The organism is Fundidesulfovibrio sp., assembly GCF_058402725.1.
Genome location: NZ_JBZVFJ010000123.1, coordinates 1 through 11,831, shown reverse-complemented (window position 1 = coordinate 11,831; position 11,831 = coordinate 1). Strand labels below are relative to the sequence as shown.

Below are 11,831 nucleotides of genomic sequence, written 5' to 3'. Positions count from 1 at the left end.
AGGACGTTCTCGGCCAGGTGCGCGCCCTGGCAGGAGAGGGTCGCCTCCAGATGCTCGCCTTCAAGCTTCAGGGAGTAGACGCCCAGCCCCTCGGCGGAGCAGCCCTTGTAGGCGCAGTAGTACGGGGCCGAGGCGTCGCGTGTGGACAGGGCCTTCACGCGGGGGTTGGCCTTGCGGGCCTCTTCCCACAACTCCGGGTAGTCGCTGTTGGCCAGGGCCGTGCCCGCCTCGCCCACGAAGCCCAGGAGCGCGGCCTTGGCGCGGGCCACGCCGCGCAGGTCGCCCAGGCCCTCCAGGTGGGCGGGACCGATGTTGTGCACCACGGCCAGGTCCGGTTCGCAGATACCGGCCAGCTCCTCCATGTCGCCCACGCGGCTGATGCCCAGCTCCAGCACCCAGGTGCGGTGCTCCTCGCCGGCGGCCAGCATGGAGAGCGGCAGGCCCAACTGGTTGTTGTAGTTCCCGGGATTCTTGACGGAAGGCCCCATCACGTCCGCGATGGAGGCCAGCATCTCCTTGGCCGTGGTCTTGCCCGCCGAACCCGAGAGCGCGGCCACCACCGGGCGCACGCGCCTGCGCCAGTGCCGGGCCAGCAGGCCCAGGGCGCGCTGCACGTCCTCCACCACCAGCACGGGGGACTTCCCGGAAAGCTCCGGCAGTTCCCGCGCGGCCAGCACGGCCGAAGCGCCCTGCTCCACTGCCCGGACGGCGAACTCGTGCCCGTCGGCGCGGCTGCCGGGCAGGCAGCAGAAGAGCGCGCCCGGCCCGGCCGCGCGGCTGTCCTGGGTGGCGGTTTCCACCAGGACGTCCGCGAAGGGGCGGATGTCGCCCGTGGCCTGGCAGGCGGCCATGATCTCGGCAACGCTCATCCTCATGCCAGGAGCTCCCCGGCCACGAGGGCGTCGCTGAAGGGAAGCTTCTTGTCCCCGATCTGCTGGTAGGGCTCGTGCCCCTTGCCCGCCAGGAGCGCCGCGCCGCCCTTCCCTGCGGCCTCCAGGGCCAGGGCGATGGCCTTGCGGCGGTCGGGCTCCACGATCACCCGGGCGGCTCCGGCCAGGCCGGGGCGGGCGTCCTCGATGATGGCCAGGGGGTCTTCGTGGCGGGGGTTGTCGGAGGTGAGCACGGCCACGTCGGCGTGGCGGGCCACGGCCTGAGCCATGAGCGGGCGCTTGGAGCGGTCGCGGTTGCCGCCGCAGCCGAAGAGGGCCACCACGCGGGTGAAATCCAGGGCCTTCAGGGCCGTGAGCACGTTCTCCAGGGCGTCGGGGGTGTGGGCGTAGTCCACGAAGACGTGCACGCCCCGGGCGTTGGGCACGCGCTCCAGGCGTCCCGGCGCGCCGTTGCAGTCGGCCAGCCCGGCCATGGCCCCGTCGGGCAGCCCCAGGCAGAGGCCCAGGGCCTGGGCGGCAAGCAGGTTGGAGGCGTTGAAGGCCCCGATGAGCGGCGAGGCGAAGCTCCAACGACGGCCCTCCAACTCCATGGACAGCTCAAGTCCCTCGCCCGAGGAGCGCAGCACCTGGCCCGAAAGCACGCGCCCGGCCGCTGCCTGACCCGTGAGCGTGAAGCCCAGGCCCCGGGGAAACTCCCCGGCCAGCCTGCGCCCGCAGGCGTCGTCCAGATTCAGGACCGCGCCGGAGGGGTCGCGCAGGGAGCGGGTGAAAAGGCGGCGCTTGGCCTGGAAGTAGGACTCCATGTCGCGGTGGTAGTCCAGGTGGTCCTGGGTGACGTTGGTCAGGGCGGCGGCGTCGAAGGCGAGGCCCTCCACGCGGCCCTGGTCCAGGGCGTGGCTGGAGACCTCCATGGCCGCCCCCTCGACCCCGGCCCTGGCCATCTCCGCCAGGAGGGCGTGGAGCGTCAGGCAGTCGGGCGTGGTGTGGCTGGCGACTTGCGTGTGGCCGGGCCAGCGGTATTCCACGGTTCCCAGCACCCCGGCCTTGAGCCCGGCGCGGGCCAGCAGATGCTCCACCAGATAGGTGACGGTGGTCTTGCCGTTGGTGCCGGTGACGCCCGCAAGCCGGAAGGGGAGTTTGTCCGTGCCGTGGCGCGCGGCGGCCAGAAGGCCCAGGGCGCGGGGCACGTCGTCCACGATCGCCAGCCTGGCGGAACTGCCCGCCGGGAGCGTGGCCCGGGGCGAGGCCACCACCCAGGCGGCGCCGCGCTCCAGGGCCATGGGGATGAAGGACTCGCCGTCCACCGAGACGCCCCGCACGGCCACGAACACGCCGCCCGGGGTGACGCGGCGGGAATCCGCCTGCACGTCCAGGCCCGTGGCGGCAAGCCGCAGGAGTTCGTCGAAGTGGAGGTTCTGTTCCATGGCGGTGTCCGGGATCAGGAGGCCTTGGCCAGCCAGATGGTGAAGGGTTCCTTGTTCACGGCGTCCCAATGCGCGCCGGGGGCCGGATTCTGCTTGCCCACCACGAGCCCAGAGCCCTTGAGAGTGGGCACCACGCCCTTCCCGGCCAGGATCTCCGCGGCCTTGCGCAGGGGCATGCCCACGAGGTTGGGCACTTCCGCGCCGTCGACGGCGATGTTCATGGGCGGGAAGGCCACGCCCAGGGCTTCGGCCACGTCGGAAGCGCGCACGGTGGGCGGGGCCGGGGCCTTGTCGGCCTGCTGCATCTTCACGGATTCGGGGAGCCGTCCCAGGTAGGAGAGGCTTTTCAGGGCCACCTCGCGCATGGCGGGCGCGGCGACCACGCCGCCGTAGTGGTTGGGCTCGGGCTCGTCAACCATCACCAGCACCATGTATTCCGGGTCCACGGCCGGGACGAAGCCCACGAAGTTGGCCAGGTACTTGTCGCCGTAACCGCCCCGGGCCCGGGCTTTCTGGGCTGTGCCGGTCTTGCCGCCCAGCTCGAGCCCGTCGATGTGCGCCTTGACGCCCGTGCCCTTTTCGGCCTCCACCACGTCGCGCATCATGAGCTGCACGGTCTTGGCCACATGGGGATCGAAAACGCGGGTCTCGGGCCAGAAGGAGCTGTCCTGGGGCGGATCGAGCACGAGGCGCAGGGGCTTCTTCACGCCGTTGTTGGCGATGACGTGGAAAGCCTGGGCCAGCTGCACGGGGGTGACGCCGATGCCCTGCCCGAAGGAGCAGGTGGCCAGATCGAGCTTGCTCCAGGCCGAGACGGGCCGCATGAGGCCCTTGGCCTCGCCGGGCAGGGGCAGCCCGGTGGGCTGGCCGAAGCCCACGCGGTCGAAGTAGGTGTGGAGCTTGTGCGCGCCCAGGTCCAGGCCGATCTTGGCGGCCCCGATGTTGGAGGACCAGCGCAGGATCTTGTCCACGCTGATCACGTCGTAGGGGTGGGTGTCGCGGATGGTGGCGATGTTGAAGAAATTCCACTGGCCCTTCTCGCAGTTGTACTGCGTCTCGGGGCGGATCACCTTCTCCTGGAGCGCGGCGGCGATGAGGATGGGCTTCATGGTGGAGCCCGGTTCCAGCACGTCCAGGGCCAGACGGTTGCGTCCGGCCTTGGGGTCGGGGTTGTCGCCGCCGTTGGGGTTGAAGAAGGGGTAGTTGGCCCAGGCCAGAATTTCGGCGCTCTTGACGTGCACCACGATGCAGATGCCCGCCTTGCCCCGGTTTTCGGTGACGGCCTTGGCCAGGGCCTCTTCCGCGAAGAACTGGATCTGGGAGTCGATGCTCAGGCGGACTTCCGCGCCGTCGGCGTTGGCCATCTCGCGGCCCTGTGCGTCCAGGTAGAGCCTGCGGCCAGAGGCGTCGCGCTGCACCACGTACTTGGCCTTCTTGCCGGCCAGGTGCGTCTCGAAGTGTTTCTCCAGGCCTTCCAGGCCCTGGTCGTCGTAGCCCACGAAGCCCAGGAGCTGTCCGGCCATGTGCTTGTTGGGGTAGGAGCGCCCGAACTCCGGGGCCACGTGGACGCCGGGGATGTTCAGGGCGCGCGCCTGGGCGGCCACGCGGTCGTTCACGCGGCGGTCCAGGTATGCGAAGCTGCCCCGGCCGTGAAGCTTGCGGGAGATGTCCTTCAGGGGTTCGCCCAGCACCTTGGAGAGGGCCAGTGCCGCCTCGTCGGGGTTCTTCACGTCCCTGGGGTTGGCGTAGACCGAGGCGAACTCCACCGACTTGGCCAGGAGCTGTCCGTTGCGGTCCACGATGGCTCCGCGCCGCCCGCGGTCGGTCTCCAGGGCGAGGTGCTGCTTGAGGGCCTGCTCGGCCAGGCGCGGCCCCTGCACGATCTGGAGGTGCGCCGCCCGGACCCAGAGGCTGGCCCAGAACAGGAAGAAGACGCCGCACACCACGATGAGGCGGATGCGGCTGTAGTCCCTGATCTGTTTCTGTCCCCGGCTCATGACGGATTCTTCCCGGCCCTGGGGGCCTCTTCGGCCACCTTTTCAGGTTTCTTCTTCTTGCCGGCCTCGCTCTTCTTGCGCGACTTCTGCTCCTGCTCCGGGGCCTTCTCCTTTTTCGGCTTTTCCTGGATTGGCGCGGCCTTGATCACCGGGGAGGGCAGCTCCTCGCCCGAGGCCGAAAGCCGCCTGATCTGCCCGGGCCGTGCCTGGGAGAGCCCGTACTGACCGGCCAGCACGCGCAGGCGCTCGGGGGTGAGCAGGGTGTTGCGCTCCACCTCCAGCTTGGAGATGAGGGCCTCCTGGGAGTCGATCTCGGTCTGGAGGCGCTTGAGCCCGTAGGCCATGTCCACGCGCTCGATGTTCACCCAGGTGAGGCCCAGGCCCAGCGACAGCAGGGTGAACAGTGAAAACCCCAGCGAGAGCGCCCATTCCTTGCTCACGCCCTTCACGGGTTGTTCTCCTCGGCGCCGTCCGGGCCGAAGCCTTCGAGGGGCGCGCCCTCGGGGGCCAGGCGCTGGGCCACGCGCAGCTTGGCGCTGCGCGCGCGGGGGTTGGCGGAGGCCTCGGCCTCGGAAGGGCCCAGGGGCTTCTTGGTCAGGATGCGCAGCCGTGGGACGTGCCCGCAGGTGCAGAACGGCTGCCGGGGCGGGCACAGGCACCCGGAAGCCTCGCGCCGGAAGGCCGTCTTCACCAGGCGGTCTTCCAGGGAGTGGAAGGAGATGACGGCCACGCGGCCGCCGGGGGAGAGATGGTCCACGATCCTTTCCAGAAAGTCCTCGAGCTCTTGCAGTTCCTCGTTCACCGCCATGCGCAGGGCCTGGAAGGTCCTGGTGGCGGGGTGGTTGCGCGCGGTGGCCCGCCACTTAGGCGGATAGGCCCGCTCCACGACGCGGGCCAGTTCCAGGGTCGACTCGAAGGGCTTCGTCTCGCGCTCGCGGGTGATGGCCCGGGCGATGCGTCCGGCCTGCGGCTCCTCGCCGTAGTCGCGGATGACGTCGCGCAGGCGCTCGAAGCTCCAGTTGTTCACGATGTTGGCCGCCGGCTCCAGGCCGTCGGCCACGCTCATGCGCATGTCCAGCGGCCCGTCGGCCAGAAAGCTGAACCCGCGCTCGGCCTCGTCGAGCTGGGGCGAGGAGACGCCCACGTCGGCCAGTGCGGCGTCCACGGTGTCCCAGCCCAGCTCTTGCAGGGCGGCGGGAAACTCCGAGAAGCGCATGCGCCGGGCCTGCACCCTGCCGGGAAAGTCCGCCAGGTTGGCCAGGGCGCGCTCCACGGCGGTGGGGTCGCGGTCCAGGCCCAGGATCTCCAGGTCGCCCCCGGCCTTCTCCAGCATGGCGCGGCTGTGGCCGCCCAGGCCCAGGGTGGCGTCGAGCACGCGCATGCCGGGCCGGACGCCCAACATGTCGCACACTTCCCCGTGCAGGACCGGGAGGTGGCGCGGATCGAAACGCACGTCGGCCCCCTAGAGCCTTAGCTCGAAGCCGGACGCGGCCAGGTCGGCCATGTCGGCGTCGAAGGTTTCCTCGGTTTCGCGGCGGCGAGCCTCGAAGGTTTCCTTGTCCCAGAGCTCGAACTTGGTGGCCACGCCCGCCAGAACGCAGTCCTTGTCGAGCTTGGCGTAGCTGCGCAGGTAGGGCGGGACGAGGATGCGGCCCTGCTTGTCCAGCACCACTTCCACGGCCCCCGAGATGAGGAAGCGCTGGAGGTTGCGGATGCGCTTGTCCAGCACGTTGATGCCCTGAAAGCTCTTTTCGATGCGCTCCCACTCGGGCATGGGGTAGCCCACCACGCAGCCGTCGAAGTTGGTGAGCATGAGCTTGCCTTCCGGAGACGACGCGAGCACCTCCTCCCGGAACTCCGGGGGGAGCATGAGGCGACCCTTGGGGTCGAGGTTTCGCTCACTGTGTCCTCGGAACATGACTCGACCTCACACAACTCACCACTTCTTACCACTGTTTCCCACAGCCTCTCGAACAATCCCACTCCAATGTCAAGAGGAAAGGGGAACCGCTCGAATCCTTAGGAGAAAAAATGTGGGAGCAGGTGGGAAGAAACGAATCGTCAGAGGGGGTTCCCGGGGTTCCGGTGGTAGCCGGACACCGGCCGGGAGTCTTTCCGACGCGAGATCACGGGAAAAAATCGCGCCGCCCCTTGTCAGAGGGACGCAGTGCGGATAACGTTCGCTCGAAGCCGGGGTTTTTTTGCGCGGCGAGTCCTCAACCCCCTACGGATCATGAGCGTGAAGCGCCAGCTTGAATCCATCGAGGATCTGGAAGAGGAATACTACCAGATCAGCCCCGACATCCTCCTCAGCTTCAACAAGTTCAGACCGCCCCTGAACATCTTCAAGCTCAAGGAAGACGTTGTGCGTCTGCTCCCCTACTACCGCGTGGGCGAGCGGCTCTCCAAGGAGCAAGGCGAGGAGTTGGAGACCCTGGTGCAGGACGGCCTGATCTTCGTCTCGCGCGCAGACCACCCGGTCTATGTGAAGCACATCTCCTTCCAGCTGGACCTTGTGCTCATGGACCGCCACCTCACCGAGTCCGAGACCGCCGACATCTTCCAGACCGCCCTGACCCGGCGCATGGAGGAATTCCTCGACCAGCCCGTGAAGGCCGTGGCCGACAAGCTCCAGACCGATCTCTTGGTGCTCACCGAATACCTCTGGCAGGACTTCAACCGGGGCAAGGCCCTCTCGCGGCGCGTGCACCCCAGGCACTCCCTGGCCTGCCATTCGGTGAACTGCGGGCTGGTGGGCATGCAGGTATACCTTCAGACCCTGCCCGAGGAGTTCCGCCAAGGCCCCAAAAGCCGCCAGAGCTTCGACCGCGTCTGCCTGGGGCTCTTCCTGCACGACGTGGGCATGTCGAAAATCCCGGCCTTCCTGCGCGACAAGACCCAGACCCTCTCCTCCGAGGAACGCCAGAAACTCCTGAAGCACCCGCTGATCGGCGCGGAGATGCTGGCCAAGCTGGACCTCAAGTTCCCCGAAGTGGAGCAGTGCGTGCTGGAACACCACGAGCGCGTGGGCGGAAGCGGCTACCCCCGCAAGATCTCGGGGGCCGACATCTCCGACATGGGCCTGCTCTGCGCCGTGGTGGACTCCTACTGCGCCATGATCACGGAGCGCCCCTACGCCAAGGCCATGACCCCCAAGGCCGCGGCGGGCTCCCTGGGCGCGGACCCCAAGTACGACCCCCGCTATTCCAAACAGCTCGTCCAGTACCTGATGAACACCCGGCAGATGTAGGGCGCGCCCCGGGCCGCGCCGTCCGGGGTGAGGGGGGGGATGTCCGCTTCCGGCCCGGGCCGGAGCCGCCCGGGCATGATCCGGCGCGGCCCGCAGGCGGACAACGCGTCGGCTCCGGCCGCCGCCCGGAGCGGAAGCGAAGAAGCCGTCCGGCCTACTCCATCTCTTCCCAGCGCATCTGGAGGAAGAGGTCCTCGGCGGCGATCACGCCCAGCACCTTGCCGCCCTCCATCACCACGGCCCAGCGCCGCCGGGAGGTGAGCATGGCCTCCAGCACCGTGAGCAGGGGGTCCTGCGGCTTCACCACGGGCACGTCGCGCTCCACCACGTCCCCCGCCACGCGGGCGTAGCACTTGCGGCAGGTCGTGCGGAACTTGCTCTCGAAGGCCGTGCCCTCCTTGAGCTTCAGCGAGTCCTCCAGGGCGCACTGCTCCAGGTAGAGCAGCAGCCACCAGGCCGTGATCACGCCGCGAAATCCGCCCTCCTCGGAGAGGATCACCGCGCAGGCCCTGTCGGGCTGCTCCTTCATGGCGGAGCGCAGGGCCACGGCCACCTCGCGCAGGCTGTCGCCGTCCTTCGCCGTCACCATGTCGGTACGCATCACGTCCCAGGCCCTGTCTCTCAGCAGCATGCTTTACTCCCCCGCGACCCTTTACCGGCCGCCCGTTTTCCCGTATTCTTATATGGATGGGCCTGACTTGAAAAGGCCCCCCGCGAGGCTTCACCGTGCTCAAGCGCATCGTCGTCGGCATTTCCGACATGAAGATTTCCACCAGGGCCTCCGAGATCCTGGTGACGCACTCCCTGGGCTCCTGCCTGGGCCTGGCGGCCTGGGACGCGGGAGCCCGCGTGGGCGGACTGATCCACTGCCTCCTCCCCAAGGCCACGGGACCGGACGTGAAGAACCCCAACATGTATGTGAACGTGGGCGTTCCGGCCATGATCCGCAAGATGCTCTCCAAGGGCTGCACCAGGGAGGGCCTCGTGTTCCGGGCCGCCGGCTGCGCCCGGATGCTGGGCATCCAGAACCAGTTCGACACCGGCTCCCAGAACCTGGCCATGCTCGAAGCCCTCTTCGCCAAGAACGGCGTCAAGCTCGCCGCCAGGGACGTGGGCGGCTCCATCCCCAGGACCATGTTCCTCTCCATGGAAACCGGCCAGGTGACCATCACCTCCCAAGGCAAGGAGTGGCTCTTATGAGCATGCGCGAGCAGATCGTCGCCCAGGCCATGAACCTGCCCCAGATGCCCGCGCCGGTGGTGCGCGTGATGAACTACCTCTCGCGCCCCGACGCCGACCTCAACGAACTGGCCAAGCTCATCGAGTACGATCCGGGCCTCACCGTGAACGTCCTGCGCATGGCCAACTCCAGCTTCTTCGGCGGGGGCGTCCAGGTGAGCACCGTGCGCGACGCCCTCTTCCGCCTGGGCACGCGCCGCGTGGTGCAGCTGGTGATCGCCTCCGGCGTGGCCCCCAACGCCCGCTCCGCAGTGGTCGGCTACGGCCTGGAAGAGGGCGAACTCTTGCGCCAGGCCATCGCCGTGGGCGTGGCCGCCGAACTCCTGGCCGCCGAACTGGACCTGCGCGCCCCGGACCACACCTTCACCTCCGGGCTTTTGTGCAACATCGGCAAAAAGGTGCTGGGCGGCTTCCTGGAAGTGGACGCCGCCCCCATCCTGGCCATGGCCGCACGGGAGCACGTGCCCTTCGAGCAGGCCGAGCGCCAGGTGCTGGGCATCGACCACGCGGAGCTGGGCGCGGAGCTTCTCAGGCGCTGGAGCCTGCCCGCAGCCATCGTGGAGTGCGTGCGCTGGCACCTGGACCCGTGCAGCGCCCCCGCATCGGACCAGGCCCTGGACCTGGTGCACGTGGGCTTCGTGCTGACCACCATGGCCGGCATCGGCCAGGGCCTGGACGGGCTCAACTACATGGTCTGCCAGAAAAGTTTCGAGCGGCTGAACGTGACCCCCCTGGCCATGGCCCGGACGATGGAGAAGCTCCTGGAGGCCCTGGCGGAGATCGAGGAGATCCTCTCCAGCGTGTAGCGGAGCACGGCGCAGACGGGTGCGACGGCCCGTCGCCCCCCGGCAAGGCGGGATGGCGGGCGTCCCGGAAGGGATCAGTCGAAGTCGGCCAGGAGCGCGCCCACGTGCACGGTGTCGAAGAGCACCGTGGAGGCGTACTTGCCCCGGATGCGCCAGATGCCCTGCTGGAGCTGGTCCGAGGCGATGCCGTTGCGCAGGGCGGTGTAGGCTTCCAGGTAGGCGGCCAGGGAGTCGCAGACCTTCAGGAGCTCTCCGTCCTTTGGGTCGAAGCGGTCCTCGTTGCATTCGGCGTGGAGCGTCGCCGGGGTGACGCGCCGCACGGCCCCGTCCAGCAGGGCGCAGTCGGCGAACTCCGAGCCGATGGCCAGCCCCAGGAAGAAGGAAAGCCGCTCCACCAGTTCGCCGCAGCCGCCCCGGCGCAGGGGCGAAAGGATCACCCGCTCCAGTTCGCGCTCCTCGTACTCCTTGATGAGCGCCCCGATGGGCTCCACGGACTGCTTCACCGGAGAGATGATGTCCCGGGTGAGCAGCTCCGGCAGGTCGTGGAAGAGCCCGCCGAAAAAGTTGTTCTGCGCCCTGGCCTTGCAGGCCCCCACCGAGAGCGAGAAGAACCACGCGTAGCAGGCCACGATGAACAGGTGCCCCAGCACGCTCGTCTCGGGGATGCGCGGCGTCTGGGACCAGCGCTTCTGGAAGCGGAGCTGCCCGCACACCTGGGCGAAGTGCCCGATGGGCGTGCGTCCGCCGCCGAAGAGGCCCTCGATGAGCTGGTCCACGCCATCGAGGTCCTTGTGGCGCTCCAGGCCCTTGCGGAAGGAGTCCTCGATGTCCATGAGCTCCGTGTCGTGGGGGTTCATGGACTTGATGAGGTTGAACTCCCATCCCGAGGCGTAGAGGTGGGCCGCGGCCAGGATGCGCCTGTCCAGGCTCTCCTCGCCGGGGGCGCGCAGGCTGGCCTGGAGGCGATCCCAGAAGGGCTCGCCCAGGGGACGCACGCGGGGCTCCAGCTCCACGAGCACCCAGTCGGTGAGCTGGCGGTAGTGGGCGGGGTTCTCTTTGATCTTGTAGAAGATGGGCGGCTTGATGTCGGTGATCACCAGGCGGTAGAGGTAATCGAAGATGCCGCCCTCCACGATGCGCGCGCCCAGGAGGATGCGCTCCTGCGGGTCCATGCTCCGGGTGTTGAGCAGAAAGAGCACCCAGGCCACCATCATCTTGTGGGCCTGCTTGTCCACTTCCATGAGCTCGGCCGGGCGGAGCTTGTCGTTCCAGCGTTTCATGGAAGAGCCCGAGAACACGAGCTGGAGGAGGCTTTTGCGCACGCTGGACATGTTCAGACCCTAGCCCCCCCGTGGGCAAAGCTCAAGGGGAGAACTGGCCATGGGGTCCACCGCCCGCTCCAGCCGCACCGCTTCCGCCTGGGCGGCGGCGTCGGGAGGCGCCCCCCCCGAATCGGCCCCGCAGGGGACCTCGACCCGCGCGGACGCGATCCCGAACCACCCGGGGAGCACCCGGGCCGCCAGGACGCGGGCAGCAAGGTCGTTGCCCTCCACCGTCCAGTGGATGTCGTCGGGGAGGTAGAGATGCGCCCCCTGCTCCATGGCCCGGCCCATGCAAGCGGACACGTCCAGCACCAGATCCCCGGGCAGTCCGGCGCGTTGTGCCAGGCGTCCGGCCAGGGCGGCGGGCAGGCCCGGCAGGAAACACCCGGGCGCGCGCCCCTCGCAGGCCCGCGCCCGCAGTTCCCCGGACAGGGCGGCTTCGGGAGGGCTCAGCAGGACCAGCACCTCCTTCCCCCCGGCCCGGGCGCGCCCCAGCACGCCCAGGAGGGCGCTCATCCAGTCCAGGCCCGCGCGGTTGTCCAACTGCCAGCTCGGGTCGTAGGCGAGCAGGGATTGGCGCGCCTTCTCCAGGAGCCGCTCCCCGGAAAGCGCAAGGTATTGCCTGTAGGGGGTTTCGCCGGAGGACGCCCAGGCCGTGTGCGCGCCCAGAGACAGGCCCGTCTGGCGAAGGCCGTGCCGGAACTGGAGCCAGTGCGCCCGGAGATAGTCCATGAAGCGGAAAGCATAGGCGCGGGGGACGGTGGATGCGTAGCCCCGGGCCAGGCCCCGCTCGCAGGACGAGCGGACGGTCCGCTCCTGGGCGGCCCTGTCCAGGGGCCTGCCGGCCACGTCCAGAAAGTCGTTGCCAGCAAACACCTGGACCACTGCGGCGTCCCACTCCAG

Annotated in this window: 12 protein-coding genes; 3 read left to right on the top strand and 9 right to left on the bottom strand. The window is 68.9% G+C overall.

The annotated features are described in order from the left end of the window. From ACV4UX_RS14510 to mraZ, 6 genes are all read right to left on the bottom strand, one after another. Positions 1-875 (bottom strand): UDP-N-acetylmuramoyl-tripeptide--D-alanyl-D-alanine ligase (locus ACV4UX_RS14510; protein WP_491593993.1); only part of this gene is annotated, 875 nt, incomplete at its 3' end. Beyond that, on the bottom strand, positions 872-2,314 hold the full coding sequence (locus tag ACV4UX_RS14505; RefSeq protein WP_491593992.1) for a UDP-N-acetylmuramoyl-L-alanyl-D-glutamate--2,6-diaminopimelate ligase: 1,443 nt from the start codon (positions 2,312-2,314) through the stop codon (positions 872-874). The genes ACV4UX_RS14510 and ACV4UX_RS14505, both read right to left, overlap by 4 nt. A gap of 14 nt (positions 2,315-2,328) precedes the next feature. Beyond that, the gene (locus tag ACV4UX_RS14500) at positions 2,329-4,311 is read right to left on the bottom strand and encodes a penicillin-binding transpeptidase domain-containing protein (RefSeq protein WP_491593991.1); all 1,983 of its coding nucleotides are present in this window, start codon (positions 4,309-4,311) and stop codon (positions 2,329-2,331) included. Then, complete coding sequence (locus ACV4UX_RS14495) at positions 4,308-4,760, bottom strand: hypothetical protein (RefSeq protein WP_491593990.1); 453 nt, start codon at positions 4,758-4,760, stop codon at positions 4,308-4,310. Before ACV4UX_RS14495 ends, ACV4UX_RS14500 begins: the two co-directional genes overlap by 4 nt. Continuing rightward, on the bottom strand, positions 4,757-5,764 hold the full coding sequence (rsmH, locus tag ACV4UX_RS14490; RefSeq protein WP_491593989.1) for a 16S rRNA (cytosine(1402)-N(4))-methyltransferase RsmH: 1,008 nt from the start codon (positions 5,762-5,764) through the stop codon (positions 4,757-4,759). The genes ACV4UX_RS14495 and rsmH overlap by 4 nt, the downstream gene beginning before the upstream one ends. A 9-nt stretch (positions 5,765-5,773) precedes the next feature. Beyond that, positions 5,774-6,229 (bottom strand): division/cell wall cluster transcriptional repressor MraZ, encoded by a 456-nt coding sequence (gene mraZ, locus ACV4UX_RS14485; protein ID WP_491593988.1) that lies wholly within the window; start codon positions 6,227-6,229, stop codon positions 5,774-5,776. A gap of 315 nt (positions 6,230-6,544) precedes the next feature. Here mraZ and ACV4UX_RS14480 point away from each other — a divergent pair, with 315 nt between their 5' ends. Then, on the top strand, positions 6,545-7,561 hold the full coding sequence (locus ACV4UX_RS14480) for an HD-GYP domain-containing protein (protein ID WP_491593987.1): 1,017 nt from the start codon (positions 6,545-6,547) through the stop codon (positions 7,559-7,561). A gap of 154 nt (positions 7,562-7,715) precedes the next feature. Here the strand turns inward: ACV4UX_RS14480 and ACV4UX_RS14475 are convergent, their stop codons facing one another. Next, positions 7,716-8,192, bottom strand: a complete 477-nt coding sequence (locus ACV4UX_RS14475; RefSeq protein WP_491593986.1) for a CBS domain-containing protein — start codon at positions 8,190-8,192, stop codon at positions 7,716-7,718. A 95-nt stretch (positions 8,193-8,287) separates the two neighbouring features. Here ACV4UX_RS14475 and ACV4UX_RS14470 point away from each other — a divergent pair, with 95 nt between their 5' ends. Continuing rightward, a complete protein-coding gene (locus ACV4UX_RS14470; protein ID WP_491593985.1) occupies positions 8,288-8,761 on the top strand; it encodes a chemotaxis protein CheD in 474 nt (157 codons plus the stop codon). Then, entirely contained in the window at positions 8,758-9,606 is an 849-nt protein-coding gene (locus ACV4UX_RS14465; protein ID WP_491593984.1) for an HDOD domain-containing protein, read from the top strand. The genes ACV4UX_RS14470 and ACV4UX_RS14465 overlap by 4 nt, the downstream gene beginning before the upstream one ends. A 74-nt stretch (positions 9,607-9,680) precedes the next feature. Here ACV4UX_RS14465 and ACV4UX_RS14460 read toward each other — a convergent pair whose 3' ends face one another. Both ACV4UX_RS14460 and ACV4UX_RS14455 read right to left on the bottom strand, forming a co-directional pair. After that, positions 9,681-10,937, bottom strand: a complete 1,257-nt coding sequence (locus ACV4UX_RS14460; RefSeq protein WP_491593983.1) for an HD domain-containing protein — start codon at positions 10,935-10,937, stop codon at positions 9,681-9,683. A gap of 9 nt (positions 10,938-10,946) precedes the next feature. Beyond that, on the bottom strand, positions 10,947-11,831 hold an 885-nt coding region (locus tag ACV4UX_RS14455; RefSeq protein ID WP_491593982.1), incomplete at its 5' end, for an alginate O-acetyltransferase AlgX-related protein.